16 protein-coding genes are annotated in these 18,736 nt (G+C 40.3%); all 16 read left to right on the top strand.

Going from position 1 to position 18,736, the window contains the following annotated elements; translation table 11 throughout:
* Window positions 1-4 precede the first annotated feature (4 nt).
* Window positions 5-223 carry a YdbC family protein gene (locus IEV09_RS10755; protein WP_188368308.1) on the top strand — a complete coding sequence of 73 codons (219 nt, stop codon included), beginning with the start codon at window positions 5-7 and terminating at the stop codon, window positions 221-223.
* A gap of 15 nt (window positions 224-238) precedes the next feature.
* Window positions 239-1,120, top strand: coding sequence for a YicC/YloC family endoribonuclease (locus IEV09_RS10760; RefSeq protein ID WP_188368309.1), 882 nt, complete (start codon window positions 239-241; stop codon window positions 1,118-1,120).
* Window positions 1,121-1,250: 130 nt separating this feature from the next.
* Entirely contained in the window at window positions 1,251-1,865 is a 615-nt protein-coding gene (gene gmk / locus IEV09_RS10765) for a guanylate kinase (protein ID WP_188368310.1), read from the top strand.
* Window positions 1,866-1,871: 6 nt separating this feature from the next.
* Window positions 1,872-2,171, top strand: coding sequence for a DNA-directed RNA polymerase subunit omega (gene rpoZ, locus IEV09_RS10770; RefSeq protein WP_188368311.1), 300 nt, complete (start codon window positions 1,872-1,874; stop codon window positions 2,169-2,171).
* Window positions 2,172-2,296: 125 nt separating this feature from the next.
* Entirely contained in the window at window positions 2,297-4,708 is a 2,412-nt protein-coding gene (gene priA, locus IEV09_RS10775; RefSeq protein WP_188368312.1) for a primosomal protein N', read from the top strand.
* A gap of 16 nt (window positions 4,709-4,724) precedes the next feature.
* Window positions 4,725-5,216: a peptide deformylase gene (gene def / locus IEV09_RS10780; RefSeq protein ID WP_188368313.1), complete on the top strand. Its 492-nt coding sequence runs from the start codon at window positions 4,725-4,727 to the stop codon at window positions 5,214-5,216.
* Complete coding sequence (fmt, locus tag IEV09_RS10785) at window positions 5,209-6,165, top strand: methionyl-tRNA formyltransferase (RefSeq protein WP_188368314.1); 957 nt, start codon at window positions 5,209-5,211, stop codon at window positions 6,163-6,165. Before def ends, fmt begins: the two co-directional genes overlap by 8 nt.
* On the top strand, window positions 6,152-7,504 hold the full coding sequence (gene rsmB / locus IEV09_RS10790; protein WP_188368315.1) for a 16S rRNA (cytosine(967)-C(5))-methyltransferase RsmB: 1,353 nt from the start codon (window positions 6,152-6,154) through the stop codon (window positions 7,502-7,504). Before fmt ends, rsmB begins: the two co-directional genes overlap by 14 nt.
* Before the next feature lie 15 nt (window positions 7,505-7,519).
* Window positions 7,520-8,263, top strand: coding sequence for a Stp1/IreP family PP2C-type Ser/Thr phosphatase (locus tag IEV09_RS10795; protein WP_188368316.1), 744 nt, complete (start codon window positions 7,520-7,522; stop codon window positions 8,261-8,263).
* Window positions 8,256-10,454: a Stk1 family PASTA domain-containing Ser/Thr kinase gene (pknB, locus tag IEV09_RS10800; protein ID WP_188368317.1), complete on the top strand. Its 2,199-nt coding sequence runs from the start codon at window positions 8,256-8,258 to the stop codon at window positions 10,452-10,454. The genes IEV09_RS10795 and pknB overlap by 8 nt, the downstream gene beginning before the upstream one ends.
* 179 nt (window positions 10,455-10,633) lie before the next feature.
* On the top strand, window positions 10,634-11,101 hold the full coding sequence (locus IEV09_RS10805) for a CtsR family transcriptional regulator (protein ID WP_188368318.1): 468 nt from the start codon (window positions 10,634-10,636) through the stop codon (window positions 11,099-11,101).
* 5 nt (window positions 11,102-11,106) lie between these two features.
* Window positions 11,107-13,614, top strand: a complete 2,508-nt coding sequence (locus IEV09_RS10810; RefSeq protein ID WP_188368319.1) for an ATP-dependent Clp protease ATP-binding subunit — start codon at window positions 11,107-11,109, stop codon at window positions 13,612-13,614.
* A 395-nt stretch (window positions 13,615-14,009) separates the two neighbouring features.
* Window positions 14,010-14,930: a peptidase U32 family protein gene (locus IEV09_RS10815; protein ID WP_188368320.1), complete on the top strand. Its 921-nt coding sequence runs from the start codon at window positions 14,010-14,012 to the stop codon at window positions 14,928-14,930.
* 12 nt (window positions 14,931-14,942) lie between these two features.
* A complete protein-coding gene (locus IEV09_RS10820; protein WP_188368321.1) occupies window positions 14,943-16,184 on the top strand; it encodes a peptidase U32 family protein in 1,242 nt (413 codons plus the stop codon).
* Window positions 16,185-16,253: 69 nt separating this feature from the next.
* Entirely contained in the window at window positions 16,254-16,712 is a 459-nt protein-coding gene (locus tag IEV09_RS10825; RefSeq protein ID WP_188368322.1) for a GNAT family N-acetyltransferase, read from the top strand.
* A gap of 63 nt (window positions 16,713-16,775) precedes the next feature.
* The gene (gene gor, locus IEV09_RS10830; protein WP_188368323.1) at window positions 16,776-18,122 is read left to right on the top strand and encodes a glutathione-disulfide reductase; all 1,347 of its coding nucleotides are present in this window, start codon (window positions 16,776-16,778) and stop codon (window positions 18,120-18,122) included.
* Window positions 18,123-18,736 lie beyond the last annotated feature (614 nt).

Consider the following 18,736-nt stretch of genomic DNA (forward strand, 5'->3'; position numbering starts at 1 on the left):
ACGAATGAAGAGTGAATTTTCATATGAAATATTAGAAGAGATTGGTGTTTTATCAGAAAATGCTAAAGGTTGGCGCAAAGAGTTGAATTTAGTCAGTTGGAACGGCAATCCTGCAAAATTCGATTTAAGGGATTGGGCACCCAATCATGAAAAAATGGGTAAAGGTGTTACGTTAAGTAATGAAGAATTTGCGCTTTTAAAGCAACTAATTGAAAAGATGTAGGAGAGAAATAGGCATATGAAAAGTATGACAGGTTTTGGTAAAGCATTAAAGGTAACAGAGAATTATCAAGTTGATGTTGAAATTAAAAGCGTCAATCATCGTTTTTTAGATTTCCAACTGCGGATGCCACGTCAATTGAATGCTTTTGAAAATCAAATTCGTCAAACCATTAAAGAACAACTCAATCGTGGTCGTATCGAAGTCTTTATTACTTTGACTGAAAAAAATGACTCACGCAAAGAAGCCGTTGTACATTGGGATTTAATTGAGGGACTGGTGCAATCAATCGAAGCGCAGATGCAAGAACGGTTTCAGACAACATTAGCAGTTGAGCATTTAATTGAAGGGTTTTTAGAAAATCCAGCGTTTATGGAAATTCAAGAAAAGCCAATGAATGATGATTCATTAGAACGGCTTGTCTTAGAAGCCGTGCGTGAAGCAGCGCTAGCTAATTTAGCTTCGCGCGCAGTAGAAGGACAAGGCATTCAGCAAGTCTTAGTTGATAATCAAAACATTTTTGCCGCACATTTAACTGCGTTGGCCGATTTTGTTGCAGTTTTTGAAGTTGAGTACCAAGCTCGTTTTCAGAAAAAACTAGAAGAATATCTAGGGGCTTCCGTTGAACAAGAGCGCGTATTAACAGAAATGGTGATTTTAATTGAAAAAAGTGATGTGCATGAAGAGCTGGATCGTCTCAAGATTCATTTAAAAACTTTTGAGGAATTACTATTTAAAAATGAGCCAGTCGGACGTGAGCTAGACTTTTTAGTACAAGAAATGAACCGCGAAGTGAATACCATTGGTTCAAAATCAACAACTATTGAAGTAAAGAACCATGTCGTTCAAATGAAGACAACATTGGAAAAAATTCGTGAACAAATTCAAAATATTGAATAATTGCTGGATTTATGAGAGAATGCATCAAAAAGATTAAGAAAAATACGTTATATTAAAGTAAATCTTGAAAATTGCTGAAAAAAAGTGCACAATAGGGAATAGTGAATCTTTAAAACGAAAGGACTTCAACATGACAGAGCGTGGATTATTAATAGTATTATCTGGCCCTTCCGGTGTCGGAAAAGGCACGGTTCGTAAAGCCATTTTTGAAAGCGAAGGGAACCAATTCGAGTACTCGATTTCAATGACAACAAGAAAAAAACGCATTGGGGAAATTGAAGGCGTGGATTATTTCTTTCGTAGTCGCGAAGAATTTGAAGAATTAATCGCAGCTGGTGAGATGCTAGAGTATGCCGAATATGTCGGTAATTACTATGGTACGCCGTTGTCTTATGTTCAAAAAACACTCGATCAAGGAAAAGATGTGTTTCTAGAAATCGAAGTTCAAGGTGCAAAACAAGTGAAAGAAAAAGTGCCAGATGGCGTTTTTATTTTTCTAACCCCACCAGATTTAGTTGAATTACGTTCACGTATTACGGGACGTGGTACAGATGCACCGGATGTAATTGATGAACGGATGCGTGTAGCACGCGAAGAGATAGAAATGATGGCGTTGTATGATTATGCCGTAGTGAATGATCAAGTACCATTGGCTGTCACTCGTATCAAAGATATTATTGTCAGTGAACATTTTCGAGTAGAACGTGTGATTGGAAAATATAGAAAAATGTTAGAGGAGTTGTAGAAAACTATGATGTTAAAACCGTCGATTGACGCATTATTGGATCGTGTGAACTCAAAATATTCTCTAGTAATCTTAGCAAGTAAACGTGCACATGAATTAGAAGCAGGGGCGCAAGCAACGATTGAGAATTTTGATTCCGTAAAAACTGTTGGACAAGCATTGGAAGAAATCGAAGCAGAAACAATTGTGAACGATCCACATCCAGAAGTAAAACGCGCACGTTTACAACGTGAAGAAGAAGAGCGTCAAGCAGCAAAAGAACAAGAGCAAAAAGATATGGAAGCAAAAGTTCGCCAAAACCAATAAGAGTCGTTAAAGTCTGGAGGATATCGTCCAGACTTTTTTACATTTAAAAACCACCGATGTTTGTTGAGACTTTCAGGACAAACGGTTGAAACTTTAGTAAAATAAGAAGGAAGGAGAGGGAGCGATTGTCATATTATGCAGCAGTGATTGTTGATGTTCCAACGATGCAAACCGATCAGCCTTATACGTATCGTGTACCAAAACAGTGGCAAGAAATCATTGCGCCAGGTATGCGTGTCGAAGTGCCGTTTGGCGAAGGCAATCGTCATATCCAAGGATTTGTCATGGCTTTGTCTGAAGAAGAACCGTCAAATCCAGAAATTGTCTTAAAAGACTTAATTCGAGTCATTGATTTAGCACCCGTCGTCAATCCAGAGTTATTGCAGTTAGCAGATTATATGAAAGATGTCACTTTTTCATTTAAAATTACTTGTCTACAAACGATGTTGCCAGCTGCGATGAAAGCAGCCTATGAAAAAAAATTCGTTTTGATTGATGAAACGCATGAAATCAAAGCACAGTATTTTAAACAGCAAACAGAAGTTGATTGGCAAGTGATTGAAGATGCCGGTGAATTGCCTCGTTTTCAACGTTTGCGTACGGCAGGTGTTGTAGATATTCGTTATGTCGTGAAAGAAAAAACGAAGAAAAAAATGGTTCGTTATGTCAACAGTCAGATTACTGAAGCGAATTTTGCTGAAATCAAAGCGTCTTTACGGGCGAATGCCTTGCGTCAGCATCAATTGATTGAAACTTTAAAAGTGACGCCACGAGAAACGACTGCTTTTTATACGAAACAAGGACTGTCTGCGGCGAATTTAAACCAAGGGGAAGAACAGGGATGGCTCACGATTGAAGAAGTCGAGACCTACCGTGACCCGTTTAAAGATCATGATTTTCCGATGACACAACCTTTTGCGTTAAATGACGAGCAAGCGCATGCGGTCGAGCGCATTGTAGCTGCTGAAACCAATCGTGACGCGACGACTTTCTTATTAGAAGGTATTACAGGTAGTGGTAAAACCGAAGTTTACTTGCAATCCATTGCTCAAATTTTAGCGAAAGGCAAGACGGCGATGATGCTCGTGCCAGAAATTGCCTTAACGCCCCAAATGGTTCAACGTTTTAAAAGTCGTTTTGGCAAAGCCGTTGCGGTGCTTCATAGTGGCTTATCGCAAGGGGAGAAGTATGATGAGTGGCGCAAAATTGAACGGGGCGAATCACAAGTCGTTGTCGGTGCCCGCTCCGCCGTTTTTGCCCCACTCGAAAATATCGGTCTGATTATTATTGACGAAGAGCACGAAGCGACGTATAAACAAGACGAAGCCCCTCGTTATCATGCACGTGATTTGGCGATTTGGCGTAGTCAGTACCATCATTGCCCAGTCGTTCTCGGCAGTGCCACCCCATCGTTAGAATCTCGGGCTCGGGGCCAAAAAAATCGTTATGAGCTCTTGTTCTTGACGAAACGAGCACATGAGGCCGCAAAGTTACCTGACGTGACGATTGTCGATTTAAAAGACGAATACACGCAAAAAAATACGGGGACATTCTCGCGTTTATTACAAGAAAAAATTGCAGATCGCCTCGTTAAAAAAGAACAAATTGTCCTATTACTAAACCGTCGTGGCTATTCATCCTTTATGATGTGTCGTGATTGTGGTTATGTTCAAGAATGTCCGAATTGTGATATTTCTTTGACGCTTCATATGGACGTAAGAAAAATGGCTTGTCACTATTGTGGACACCAAGAAGCAATTCCGAATAAGTGCCCCGACTGCCAAAGTCCTAAAATTCGCTATTACGGTACGGGTACGCAAAAAGTCGAAGAAGAACTCCAGACGCTCTACCCGAGTGCCCGTATTTTACGAATGGACGTGGATACGACACGTAAAAAAGGCGCGCATGAGCGGATTTTAAAAACATTTGAAGATCAAAAAGCCGATATTTTATTAGGCACACAAATGATTGCTAAAGGGCTGGATTTTCCTAATATTACGTTAGTTGGCGTCTTAAATGCCGATACGGCTTTAAATTTACCCGACTTTCGTTCAAGTGAGCGAACGTTTCAACTGTTAACGCAAGTCAGTGGACGTGCGGGTCGTGGTGAGAAGTCAGGTGAAGTGATTGTTCAAACATTTAACCCAGATCATCATAGTATTGTCTTAGCTCAAGCACAAGATTACGAAACGTTTTATCGTCATGAAATGCGTTTAAGGCACCAAAGTGGTTATCCGCCTTATTATTTTACCGTTAAGATCTCAGCTAGCCATCCGTCAGAAGAAGTGGCGGCTAAAAAAATGTATCAAATTGCTGAGAAATTAAAAAACGGTCTAAGTCCGAATAGTCAAATACTAGGCCCTATTCCAAGTGGAGTTGCTCGGATTAAAAATCGTTACCATTATCAATTAATTTTAAAATACAAACAAGAACCGCAATTGCATCAAATGTTGCGTGAAATTTTAGAAACAAGTCAAGTTGATCAACGTCAAAACTTATTTGTCGCGATTGACTATGAACCATTAAACTTTATTTAGAGGAAGAAGGGCTCCTATGCGCTATCCAGTGATTATCCACCCGAACGACAAATTAATGAAAAAAAACCGCGAAGTGACTGAAATTACCGAAGAATTATGGGCACTTTTAGATGATATGCATGAGACAATGGTTGCTCATGATGGTGTTGGGATTGCCGCACCGCAAATCGGGAAAAACATTCAAGTTGCGATTGTTGAAGTTGAAGAAGGTGACCTTTTTGAACTGATTAATCCAACGATTATCTCTGCCAAAGGCGAAGACATTGACGTGGAAGGTTGTCTAAGTATTCCCCATGTTTTCGGGACGGTCAAACGTCCAGATGAAATTGTTGTGCGTTACTACGATCGTGAGGGTGATGAAATCGAAGTTGAAGCGTACGGTTATTTAGCTCGAGCGTTACAACACGAAATCGATCACCTAAATGGCGAACTTTTTATCGATAAAATCATCGAACGCATCCCAGAAGAAGAACTAGAAGCATACATGGAGGAACATCAAAATGACTAAAATTGTTTTTATGGGAACCCCGCAATTTTCGGTCCCAATTTTAGAAAGCCTTGTTGAAAAAGGCTATGAAGTCGTGGCGGTTGTCACGCAACCCGACCGTCCAGTTGGTCGTAAAAAAACGGTTTTACCAACACCGGTTAAAGAAGCAGCTTTACGCTTGGGCTTGAAAGTGTTACAACCTGAAAAAATTAGTCAGTCACCTGAAATGGCTGAAATTATTGCGCTAGCACCAGATTTAATTGTGACAGCAGCCTTTGGTCAATTTTTACCAGAAAAGCTCTTACAAGTACCAAAACACGGAGCAATTAATGTGCATGCGTCCTTGCTACCGAAATATCGTGGTGGCGCGCCGGTTCACTATTCGATTATGAAAGGTGAAAAAGAAACAGGCGTAACGATCATGGAAATGATCAAGAAAATGGATGCAGGTGGCATCTATGCGCAACGGGCGATTCCGATTACAAAAACCGATGATGTAGGTATTTTATTTGATAAATTAAGCGTCGTTGGTGAAGCGTTATTAATCGAAACATTACCAGGAATTTTATCGGGCGAAATCACACCGACACCACAAGATGAGTCATTGGTCACTTTTTCTCCAAACATTACCCGTGAAGAAGAAATCATTGATTGGACAAAAACAGCTGAAGAAATTGATTGGCAAGTGCGTGGCATGCGCCCATGGCCTGTGGCATACACGACTTATGAAGGCGCTCGTTGGAAAATTTCAGCCGTAACACCACTTGAAGAAACAACGACTGCAACGCCAGGAACGATTATTTTTAGAGATAAAAAACAATTGAAAATCGCTTGTGGTCAAGGGACTGTCTTAACAATTGATCAGTTACAACCTGCGGGCAAAGGGCTACAAGAAATGAGTGTCTTTTTAAATGGTAGTGGTCAAAAAGTAGCAGTTGACCAAAAGGTGGGGGATCATGAAACCAAATAAAACAAAAAAAACCGTCCGTTTTGTAGCACTCGAAGCACTTGAGCGCGTCAACAAAGGCGGCGCATATTCAAATTTATTATTAAGAGAATTGATTACAACTCGAGGACTAAATGAAAAAGATGGTCGTCTATTGACCGAACTTGTCTACGGTACGATTGCACGTCAACAATTACTGGATTATTATTTACAACCTTTTGTCACAAAAGCGAAAAAAGTCGAAGATTGGGTGCGTTTGTTGCTCCAATTATCGATTTATCAATTATTGTATTTAGATAAAGTCCCTAGTCATGCGATTTTAAATGAGGCAGTCGAAATTGCTAAAGTTCGAGGCAATATCGGAACAAGTAAGTTTGTGAATGGCGTCTTACGTAATGTGCAGCGCCAAGGCGTACCTGATTTAGCGGAAATCAAAGATCCGATTGAACATTTGGCGACGGAAATTAGTATGCCACGTTGGTTAGTTGAAAAGTTTATCAAAGCGATTGGGCTAGAAGAAACAAGAACGCTTGGGCTATCTTTATTTGAACCGAGTCAAGTCAGCGGTCGCATTGATCGCCGTAAAATTACACCTGAAGCGGCGATCGAGCAACTACAAGCAGAAGGGATTGACGCCAAGGCGAGCTTAATTAGTCCCGATGGCATTGTGGCGGAACGAGGATTTTTAGCAGGAAGCCAACTGTTTAAAGAAGGGTTATTGACGATTCAAGATGAAAGTTCAATGCTCGTTGCGCCAACGCTTCAACTCGAAGCTTGGCATCAAGTATTAGATGCTTGTGCAGCACCTGGTGGGAAAACAACCCATATCGGCATGTATTTGGATGCCGAACAAGGCGGTAAGGTCACAGCTTTGGACATTCATACACACAAAGTTCGTTTAATTAACGAAAACGCCAAAAGATTACACGTCAGCGATGTCGTTGAAACAAAAGTCATGGATGCTCGTGCAACCGATGAGGCTTTTGCAGCAGAATCGTTTGATCGTATTTTAGTTGATGCTCCCTGTTCTGGTCTAGGCTTAATGCGACGCAAGCCAGATATTAAATACAACAAAAAAGCGAGTGATTTCGCTCAATTACCGGCGATTCAATTAGCCATTTTAAATCATGCAGCCCCAACGTTAAAATCAGGTGGTATACTAGTATATAGTACATGTACGATTGTTTCAGATGAAAACCAAGAGGTCGTCGATCAATTTTTAGCGACCCATTCAGAGTTTGAAAAAGTGCCACTGGCAGTTTCATCTGTTTTAAATCAAAGTATTCAAGAGGATATGTTAACACTTTATCCGCAGACCTTTATGACCGATGGCTTCTTTATTAGCTGTTTACGCAAAAAGTAACGAGGTGGAAAGAAGATGGAATTTTATTTTCAAAGTGATCAAGGCAAAAAACGTCAAAACAATCAAGATTATGCGCAAGTTTTTACCAATCAGGCCGGTAGAGTCCTAGCTTTATTAGCAGATGGGATGGGTGGGCATCAAGCAGGTGACCTAGCGAGTCAACTAACGGTCAATGAAATTGGCCGTTGTTGGGAGTCAGAAACGATTACCGCAAGCGAAGAAGTGGTCAAATGGTTGATTCAAAAAATCCAAACAGAAAACACACGTATTTATGAAAAAGGGCAAGAAGACCCTGCTTTAACAGGAATGGGGACGACATTGGAAGCTGTCTCGATCTTAGACGATCAATTGACATTGGCACATGTTGGCGATAGTCGAATTTATGTTTTAAGAGACGAACAGCTATTGCCACTTACGGAAGACCATTCGCTCGTGCATGCTTTAGTTAAATCAGGTGAAATTACACCTGAAATGGCGGCAGTCCATCCACGAAAAAATATTATTACACGTTCTGTTGGTATGCCGGGCACCATTGAAGTCGATGTTGCGATTCATAATGTACGAACCGATGACCGGGTATTGATTTGTTCCGATGGGTTAACGAATATGGTTTCAGAGGAGAAAATTTCGGCAATTATTCGCCAAAATACCTCATTAAAAGATACCGCACAAGCATTAATTGATGCGGCAAATGAACAAGGCGGTACAGATAACATCACCGTCGTATTAATTGACTTAGGAGGGGGCAGCCATGATTGAAGTCGGTAAGAAGTTAAATGGACGCTATTTGATCTTAGGCACCATTGGCAGTGGTGGTATGGCAAATGTTTATTTAGCGAAAGACTTAATTTTAGATCGTGAAGTAGCTGTTAAAGTGTTACGCTTTGACTTTCAAAATGATCAAAATGCGATACGAAGATTTCAACGAGAAGCCCTAGCGGCGACAGAACTCGTTCATCCTCATATTGTCTCGGTTTATGATGTTGGTGAAGAAGATGGCATGCAATATTTAGTGATGGAATATGTCCGTGGGATGGATTTAAAACGTTATATCCAAACACGTTATCCAATGCCTTTTCAAACAATCGTCAGTATCATGCAACAAATCTTATCAGCAATTTCATTAGCTCATCAACACCGTATCATTCATCGTGATTTAAAACCACAAAACGTTTTAATGGATGAAGATGGAACGGTTAAAATTGCTGACTTTGGGATTGCGATTGCTCTATCAGAAACATCGATTACCCAAACCAATACAATGCTCGGTTCGGTCCATTATTTATCACCGGAACAAGCACGTGGAAGTATGGCAACGAATCAATCGGATATTTATGCCTTAGGAATTATCTTCTTTGAAATGCTAACAGGGCAAGTGCCGTTTGATGGTGAATCAGCAGTTACCATCGCTCTCAAGCATTTCCAAGAAGACGTGCCTTCTCTACACTTATTTGAACCCAATATTCCACAGTCGTTAGAGAATGTCGTTTTAAAAGCGACGGCTAAAGAAACGGCTGACCGCTACCAAAGCGCGGATGAGATGTTGGATGATTTAGAGACGGTCTTATCACCCGAACGTCTAGACGAACCGCGTTGGGAACCGACAGCAACTTTAGCTGAAACAAAAGTGTTAACACCAATTACACCAGACACACCTATGCCAGAATCGTTTGCTCAAATGGAGACACCAGAAACGGTGGTAACATCTGATCCGATCGAAGAAGTACCAGCTAAAAAAGGTAAAAAAAGATGGTTGTGGTTATTATTACTACCTATAATTGGGGCCATTGCGTTTGCTAGTTTCTATTTACTTAATGGTAACGGTCAAGTCGAAGTACCGGATGTTAGTAAGATGACTGAAATTGCTGCACGAGAAGAATTACGTGCGAAAGGTTTAACCATTGCACCAGAGACGAAAGAAATTGCCGATGATGAAATTGAAGCTGGCCGAGTCGTTAAAACGAATCCTGAAGCTGGAGCCATAATTAAAGAAAAACGTGAAGTTACTTTATATTTAAGTAGCGGCAGTAAAAAAATTAAAATGCCTGATGTGACAGGACAAAGTGAAACCGCGGCAAAACGTGATTTACGTAATGCCGATTTTCTAGAGGCGAATATTTCCATTAAAGAAGCTTATAGTGATGACGTACCGGCTGGAGAAGTTATGGAACAAACACCAGAATCCGGCCAATCAGTCAATCCCAAAGAAACGGAAGTCGAATTAACGGTTAGTCAAGGACCACGTCCAATTACGATGATTGATTACATTGGTAGCACAGAAGATACTGCTCGTAGTAGTCTTAATGACCTTAATTTAGGTGATAATCCAATTACCGTGACAGAAAAGAATAGTTCCGAACCTGCGGGCAGTATTATTGAACAAACGCCAACTGCGGGATCAGAAGTTATTCCTGGAAAAACAGCGATTTCTTTCGTAGTGAGTAAAGGAATCGAAAAAGTTACCGTGCCTAATTTAGATAATTTAACCGAGGACCGAGCACTAAAAGCGCTAGAGGATGCCGGTTTAACGGTTGGTGAGCGTAGTGAGGCCTTCAATGAAGACATTGCAGAAGGTCGTGTTATCAGCTACAGTCCAGCAGCTGGTGAAGAAGTTGAAAAAGGTGCATCGGTTGATTTAACCATTTCAAAAGGTGCAGAACCAAAAGAGTCGAGCACACCAGACGTTACCAAAACATTTACCGTTAATGTCCGAGCCAACTTTAAAGAAGATGGACCTGCGACACAGACTGTGACGATATGGGTGACAGATAACAATGGTGAGCATTGGCAAGCACAACAATTAGAATTAACAGCAGATTCAACCCCACAAACGGTCGGAATTTCAATTACGGTCAACGAAGGTGAAAATGCCACGGTTTTTGTTAGTCGTGATGGTGGAGAAGAAGTTAGTCAAACAGTCAGCAGCGCGACAACTGTGCAAGTCCCTTAATTCAAACAACACTGAGATTAAGAAAAAATTAAGCCCTCTAACCGCTCAAATAATCGGTTGGGGGCTTGTTTTTTTACTGTTTTGTTTGTTTTAAACCTTAGAAATAGTCCTTCTCCTTTCCAAGTCCCATAAAATTCAGTATAATGAAGGTCAAGATTAGTCAAGGGAGGGTATGAGTGATGAATCCGCGGAATACATCTGATTTAATTGAGGCTTATTTGAAAAAGATTTTAGAAGAGCGATCGATGATTGAAATTAGGCGAACTGAAATGGCAGATTTATTTAATTGTGTCCCTTCGCAAATTAACTACGTCATTAACACGCGTTTTACCATTCAACGCGGTTATGCGGTGGAAAGTAAACGAGGCGGTGGCGGCTATATTCGCATCGAAAAAGTACAAGTTTCGAACCGGCACCAATTTTTAACGCAAGTCAATCAGTTGTTTGAAGGCGAATTAGACGAAAGAGATGGTCATGCGATTATCCATCGTTTATTTGATGAAGAATTATTAACCAAACGTGAAGGAAATTTATTATTAACCGTTTTAAGTAAATCAGTGTTAGGCGCATCAAAAGATGAGCAAAAAGTTCGTGCTGCCATTTTACACGGAATTTTAGAACGTTTAAGTTATGAAGAAAAGGAGTGAATCTTATGGATGAATTATTTACAGCACGAGCGAAAGCGGTCTTAGCGATTGCTCAAGAAGAAGCCAAATTTTTTAAACACCAGTCTGTAGGTTCGGAACATCTGTTGCTCGCTTTAGTGATTGAGCAAGATGGGATTGCTGGTAAGACATTACGTGAAATGAGTGTCCAAGAAACCGATATTCGTGAAGAAATTGAACATATTACAGGTTACGGTTTAATGAAGGATTACCCAGTCGGTGGCTTTTTACCGTATTCTCCACGTGGACGTCAAATTTTTGCCTACGCAGGCGATGAAGCGAAACGCTTAGGTAGTCAACAAATTGGAACAGAGCATTTGCTTTTAGGCATGCTTCGTGATGAGGAAATTTTAGCGGCACGTATTTTACTTAACTTAGGTTTTAGCTTAGCCAAAATGCGTCAACTATTAAATAAAAAAATGGGGATGAGTGAACCTCGAGGCATGGCGGGTCGTCGTCAAGGTCAAAAGAGTCCTCGTCAAACACCACAACAACCACAAGCTGAAGGGACGCCGGTTTTAGATTCATTAGCTCGTGATTTAACGAAACTCGCTTATGATAAACGTCTCGATCCCGTGGTTGGTCGTAGTAATGAAGTCCGTCGTTTAATTCAAATTTTAAGTCGTCGAACGAAAAATAACCCGGTCTTAGTTGGAGAACCTGGTGTGGGTAAAACAGCAATCGTTGAAGGGTTAGCGCAAAAGATTATTGCTGGTGAAGTCCCACGAGATATGCAAAACAAACGATTAATGATGCTTGATATGGGAGGCCTCGTTGCGGGTACCAAATACCGTGGTGAATTCGAAGACCGTATGAAGAAGATCATTGATGAAATTTATCATGATGGAAACGTCATTTTATTTATTGATGAATTGCATACGCTAATTGGTGCTGGTGGCGCAGAAGGTGCAATCGATGCAGCCAACATTTTAAAACCAGCCTTGGCACGTGGTGAACTCCAAACGATTGGTGCTACAACACTTGATGAGTACCAAAAATACATTGAAAAAGATTCTGCGTTAGAACGTCGCTTTGCCCGTGTGCAAGTTGATCAACCAACGGCGGCAGAAGCGGAAGAAATTCTCAAAGGCTTACGTCCAAGATATGAAGAGCATCATGGCGTGAAAATTTTAGATGAAGCATTGCATGCAGCTGTTCAACTTTCTGAGCGCTATATCAATTCGCGTCAATTGCCAGATAAAGCGATTGATTTAATGGACGAAGCAGCAGCTAAAGTCCGTTTAGATAAATCGGATGATGTACCAGATACGATTCGTATTCAAGCTGAGTTGATGACCTTAACAGAAGCAAAAGAAGCAGCCATTCGTGACCAAGATTTTGCCAAGGCGGCGCAAATTCGCATTAAAGAAAAAGCATTAGCCAAGCAATTAACGGAAGCTACCTTGCTAGAAATGAAAGAAGATAATGGCTATAAAGACACGGTAACAGAAGAAGATGTCGCAGCAGTGGTTTCTCAGTGGACCGGTGTCCCACTCCAACAAATGGAGAAAAAAGAAAGCGAACGCCTACTAGCTTTAGAAGATGTTCTACATCAACGAGTAGTCGGCCAAGACGAAGCGGTTCAAGCGATCTCTCGTGCGATTCGTCGCGCAAGAAGTGGATTAAAAGATCCCAATCGCCCAATTGGTTCGTTCATGTTCTTAGGACCAACAGGAGTCGGTAAAACAGAACTCGCAAAAGCACTAGCTGAAGCAATGTTTGGAAGTGAAAATGCTTTAATTCGAGTAGATATGTCTGAATTCATGGAAAAATATAGTACAAGTCGTTTGATTGGCTCGCCCCCAGGTTACGTGGGGTATGAGGAAGGTGGACAACTAACCGAAAAAGTTCGTTCAAAACCTTATTCCGTTATTTTGCTAGATGAAGTTGAAAAAGCCCATCCAGATATTTTTAATATCTTATTGCAAGTTCTAGATGATGGACATTTAACCGATGCAAAAGGCCGTAAAGTCGATTTTAGAAATACGATTCTAATTATGACATCAAACATTGGTGCGACACAACTACGTGAAGAAAAAAATGTTGGATTTAACGTGGTTGAAACGTCGAAAGACCATTCAGCGATGCAAAAACGTATTTTAGAAGAATTGAAAAAAGCTTATCGACCAGAATTTTTAAACCGAATTGATGAAACGATCGTCTTCCGTTCATTAGAGCAAAAAGAAATTCATCAAATCGTGAAAATTATGAGTCGTTCAATCATTAAGCGTCTAGAAGAGCAAGACATTCAATTGAAAATTACTTCAGCGGCACTCGATGTGATTGGTAAAGCAGGCTTTGATCCTGAATATGGTGCTCGTCCGATTCGTCGAGCGCTCCAAAAAGAAGTCGAAGACCGTCTAAGTGAAGCGTTGTTAATGGGGCAAATTCATTTAGGTGATCAAGTGACAATTGGAGCCTCAAAAGGAACAATCACTCTGAATGTTAAAGAGAAAAAAGTCGATAATAAGCAACAAACACTCCAAAAAGTATAGAGAAATCAAGCATCGAGTCACCCGCTAAAGGGCAGACTTGGTGCTTTTTTTTGAAATTTAAAAGAGGGTGTTATGGACGTAAAATATCAGGTGATTGGACACGAATGTTCAAGTGATAAAAAATAGCCAGAGAAGCGTGCGTATTTATTACTATATAATGATTCGTGCACAATCAGTCAGTTTTTAACCAAGTGCTAACAAATAAAGAATCACAAAGAATAAGAGATGAACCGAAATAAGTTGATATTACCAATCATTTCGATTGTTTTTTGTTTTATTTCATTGAAATAAATTGAGCATGAATGAATGAAAAAATAGTGAAAAAAAGCACGAACATGCTTGGAAACAGGCGTCGCATATGATACGATAAGTTCGTTGCAAGGAGGATAATAATTATGATTGAAATAGTCGCAACCGTTGAATCACTGGAACAGGCAAAAGCGTTGTTACCAGTCGTTGACACCATTTACTTTGGGGAAGAAACCTTTGCTTTACGTTTACCCCATTCCTTTACAAGAGAAGAACAACGTGAATTAGTCCAGCTTGCTCACCAAGCAGGAAAAAAAACAATGGCAGCTACAAATGCTTTAATGCACCCAGAACAAATGAAGTTAGTTCCCGAATATTTAGCTTTTTTAAAAGAAATTGAAGTCGATCAGATAACGATTGGTGAACCAGGTATTATTTTTGTGATGGAGCAAAACAAAGACTTGGCCATTCCCTTTGTTTATGCGGCAGAAACCCTGGTCACAAGTGCGCGTCAAATTAATTTTTGGTGTAAAAAAGGAGCAATCGGTGCTGTGTTAGCTCGCGAGGTACCTTTTGAAGAGTTAAAACTCATTGAACCTCAGTTAGAAATCCCGGCAGAAGTGTTGGTTTATGGCGGTACGTGTATTCATCATTCCAAACGTCCGTTGCTTGAAAATTACTATAATTTCACGAAACAAACCGAAGGCACTTCAAAGAAACATGATTTATTTATTTCTGAACCGAAAAAAGATGAAACGCATTATTCCATTTTTGAAGACAATCATGGCACTCATATTTATGCCAATAATGATTTGAGCTTAATCAAAGAATTACACGAACTTGCAGAAACCAATTTAACGACATGGAAACTGGATGGGATGTTTACACCTGGTGAAGATTTCGTAGCAATCGCAAAACTGTTTAATCAAGCACGTCAAGCAATTGAAAACGACCAATGGACAGCGGAGCTTGCTGAAGAATTAAGTCAAAAAGTCATCGAGCGACATCCTAAAAATCGTGGATTAGATACCGGTTTTTACTACGTTGATCCAAAGAAAATTAAGTAAGGAAGTGAACCAATGGCAACGAAAAGAAAATTAAAACGTCCAGAAGTATTAGCACCAGCTGGGACATTAGAAAAATTAAAAGTCGCGATTCATTATGGCGCAGATGCTGTTTACATTGGTGGTAACGCCTATGGTTTAAGAAGCCGAGCGGGGAATTTCACCTATGAACAAATGGCTGAAGGCGTGGCTTTTGCCAAGGAACATAACGCTAAGGTCTACGTTGCAGCAAACATGGTAACACACGAGGGTAACCAAGAAGGAGCAGGCGAGTTTTTCCGAGAACTACGTGATGTCGGTATTTCAGCTGTCATCGTATCAGACCCTGCACTAATTGAAATTTGTATTACAGAAGCGCCAGGGTTACCCGTTCATCTTTCAACACAAGCTTCTGCTACGAACTACGAAACACTTGAATTTTGGAAAAATGAAGGCCTTGAGCGTGTTGTTTTAGGACGCGAAGTTTCGATGGAAGAAGTTGCGGAGATTCGTCGCAATACCGATGTTGAAATCGAAGCCTTTATCCATGGAGCGATGTGTATTTCTTACTCTGGTCGCTGTACGTTATCGAATCACATGTCGATGCGCGACGCCAATCGTGGCGGTTGTTCGCAATCGTGTCGTTGGAAGTATGATTTATATGATTTACCTTTTGGAGAAGAGCGCCGTAGCTTGACCAAAAATGGTGCCGTTTCTGAAGATTTTTCAATGAGCGCCGTGGATATGTCGATGATTGAACACATTCCAGATATTATTGAAAATGGGATTGATTCCTTAAAAATTGAAGGACGGATGAAATCAATTCATTATGTTTCAACTGTTTCTAATGTCTATAAAGCAGCCGTCGATAGTTACATGGAAGACCCTGAAAATTACGTCTGCAAACAAGAGTGGATTGATGAATTATGGAAAGTGGCGCAACGTGAGCTAGCAACTGGTTTTTATTACGGAAAACCAACAGAAAACGAACAACTTTTTGGTGCTCGTCGTAAAATCCCTGAATACAAATTCATCGGTGAAGTCTTAAGCTACGATGAAAAAACAAAAATTGCTACAATTCGCCAACGCAATCTTTTTGAAGTCGGCGATGAAATTGAATTTTACGGACCAGGCTTCCATCATTTTGAACAAACAATTGAAGTCATGTATAATGAAGACGGTGAGATGATTGATCGTGCACCGAATGCGATGATGATTGTCACCATGCCAGTGGCTGAAAAAGTCTCTCCAGGAGATATGATTCGTAAACGTAAATAAAAACAGATTAGGGGACTCTTTTTTCGTTATAAGAAAGAGTCTCTTTTTTGATAGAAGGAGTGGATAAGCGTGCAATTTAACTGGCGTCAAACAGTCAGTCCAGAAGATTGGCCGTTATTATTAGAAGCAGACCCATCCAAATCAATGATTGAAACGTACTTAAAGCAAAGTGAGCTATTAGAAGTTCGTCAAGAGGGTCACTTAATCGGTCTTTTGGTACTAAAACAAATTGAGGCAGGTATCAGTGAAATAATGAATCTTTCGGTTACCCCTTTATTTCAAACAAGAGGAATTGGTCGTCAATTAATTGAACAAGCAATTGCTCATAGCAAGGAGCGGAACGATCAAAAAATCATCGTTGCGACAGGTACAACAAGCGTGGGTCCATTGTTGTTATATCAAAAATGTGGTTTTCGAGTGGAAGCAGTGGAACGTGATTATTTCACTAAATATTATCGTGAAAAAATCATTGAAAATGATGTTTATCTACAAGATCGCTTGCTATTAAGTCAAGAATTTAAAAATTGACAGCGGATTTTTTGCGTGTTAGCGTGTAAGAAGAAATAAAATAAAAATTGGAGGCGACTCTGTTTGTTAAAATATGATTATATCGTGATTGGTGGCGGTAGTGGTGGAATTGGATCAGCCAACCGTGCAGCGATGCGAGGAGCAAAAGTATTATTAATTGAGGGAAACGAACTGGGAGGTACATGTGTCAACGTCGGTTGTGTGCCTAAAAAAGTGATGTGGCAAGCCAGTGAATTGCTTGAAGGAATGAACCGTGATGCAAAAGGTTATGGTATTTATCCACAGGGGGTAACGTTTGATTTCAAACAACTTGTGGATAACCGCCAAGAATATATTGAACGTTTACATGGTGCGTATCAGCGAGGCCTTGATGGTAATGGGGTTGAGGTTGTAAAAGGTTATGCACAGTTTGTGGATAACCATACAGTGGAGGCTAATGGTGTAAAATATCAAGCGCCACATATTTTGATTGCAACGGGCGGGCGTCCAGTACCACTTGAAATTCCAGGTGGGAAATACGCACAAGATTCGGATCAATTTTTCGAGCTGACTACTTTACCGAAAAATCCAATTGTGATTGGTGGCGGATACATCGCTGCTGAGATTGCAGGTGTGATGAACGGCTTAGGAAGTCAAGTTTCATGGGCTTTTCGTAACCATCGACCGCTTCGTCACTTCGAAGAGATGTTGTCTTATCAACTATTAAAATTATATGAAGAAGATGGAATTGCAACTCATCCGAACCATGTACCTACAGCGATTGATAAAGAAGGCGACACTTATATCGTCCACTTTGCCAATGGAAAAAGCTTAAAAGGGGATTATGTTTTCTTTGCTGGTGGTCGCGCACCGAATGTGGATAATATCGGTTTAGAAAAGACAGATGTCGAGTTATCCCCAGAAGGAATCGTAATTGTGGATAAGTTCCAAAATACAACAGCAGAAGGAATTTATGCTGTTGGGGATATCATTGGTAAAATTGATTTAACTCCAGTTGCGATTGCAGCAGGTCGTCGTCTTTCAGAACGATTATTCAACGGACAAACTGAGAATTTCTTAGATTATGATTTGGTTCCGACCGTTGTCTTTACGCACCCGACAATTGGAACAATCGGTCTTTCTGAAAAAGAAGCGATTGAAAAATATGGCAAAGAAACAGTGAAAACGTATGAGTCTTCATTTGCCTCCATGTATTTTGCTTTAGACACGTACCGTCCACAAACAAGTATGAAATTGGTGTGTGTTGGACCGGAAGAAAAAATCGTCGGCCTACACGGCATTGGACGAGGAATGGATGAAATCTTACAAGGGTTTGCTGTCGCAATTAAAATGGGTGCAACGAAAGCCGATTTTGATAACACCGTAGCCATTCACCCCACAGCCGCCGAAGAATTCGTTACAATGAGATAAGAGGCTATTTTTTGAGTGTTGAGACACGAAAGATAAGAATAGCCTCCGAAAAAATGGCTCTTTCATTTTTATCGGAAGTGTCTTATCTCTGAGAGTCTGCACAAAAAATGCCGTTTGAATAAGAGGCTATAATTGAAGCGTTCATTGACGAGCGATAAGCAATGAATCGTTTGAAAGTGTTCTTTACTTTCAAAAAGATTCAGGCTTATCGTCGAGTCATTGCTTCCATTATGCCGTTTTGTATAAGAGGCTATAATTGAAGCGTTCATTGACGAGCGATAAGCAATGAATCGTTTGAAAGTGTTCTTTACTTTCAAAAAGATTCAGGCTTATCGTCGAGTCATTGCTTCCATTATGCCGTTTTGTATAAGAGGCTGTAAATAAATCGTTTAGCTGCGATAAATAAGCAAGCTTCTGGAAAGAAAGTGCGTTATTCACTTTTTTTCAGAACGGCTTATTTCTGAGCAGCAGATTTATTTATGCCGTTTCAGATTAAGTGGTTGTAAGCAAGTTATCGACGTAAAAACCCGATTAGAGGATGGAATCTGATATGCTCCCCTCATAGTAGACACTAGAAAAAACAAAAATTCTAGTCTACTATGAGAGGAGTTTTT

The organism is Enterococcus alcedinis, assembly GCF_014635985.1.
Classification (GTDB): Bacteria; Bacillota; Bacilli; order Lactobacillales; family Enterococcaceae; genus Enterococcus_I; species Enterococcus_I alcedinis.

Coding starts and splice junctions, on each gene's coding strand:
- gmk (WP_188368310.1), top strand. CDS start 1,251: ATGACAGAGCGTGGATTATTAATAGTATTATCTGGCCCTTCCGGTGTC.
- IEV09_RS10795 (WP_188368316.1), top strand. CDS start 7,520: ATGGAATTTTATTTTCAAAGTGATCAAGGCAAAAAACGTCAAAACAAT.
- IEV09_RS10815 (WP_188368320.1), top strand. CDS start 14,010: ATGATTGAAATAGTCGCAACCGTTGAATCACTGGAACAGGCAAAAGCG.
- IEV09_RS10810 (WP_188368319.1), top strand. CDS start 11,107: ATGGATGAATTATTTACAGCACGAGCGAAAGCGGTCTTAGCGATTGCT.
- IEV09_RS10820 (WP_188368321.1), top strand. CDS start 14,943: ATGGCAACGAAAAGAAAATTAAAACGTCCAGAAGTATTAGCACCAGCT.
- def (WP_188368313.1), top strand. CDS start 4,725: ATGCGCTATCCAGTGATTATCCACCCGAACGACAAATTAATGAAAAAA.
- IEV09_RS10755 (WP_188368308.1), top strand. CDS start 5: ATGAAGAGTGAATTTTCATATGAAATATTAGAAGAGATTGGTGTTTTA.
- fmt (WP_188368314.1), top strand. CDS start 5,209: ATGACTAAAATTGTTTTTATGGGAACCCCGCAATTTTCGGTCCCAATT.
- rsmB (WP_188368315.1), top strand. CDS start 6,152: ATGAAACCAAATAAAACAAAAAAAACCGTCCGTTTTGTAGCACTCGAA.
- pknB (WP_188368317.1), top strand. CDS start 8,256: ATGATTGAAGTCGGTAAGAAGTTAAATGGACGCTATTTGATCTTAGGC.
- IEV09_RS10760 (WP_188368309.1), top strand. CDS start 239: ATGAAAAGTATGACAGGTTTTGGTAAAGCATTAAAGGTAACAGAGAAT.
- IEV09_RS10805 (WP_188368318.1), top strand. CDS start 10,634: ATGAATCCGCGGAATACATCTGATTTAATTGAGGCTTATTTGAAAAAG.
- rpoZ (WP_188368311.1), top strand. CDS start 1,872: ATGATGTTAAAACCGTCGATTGACGCATTATTGGATCGTGTGAACTCA.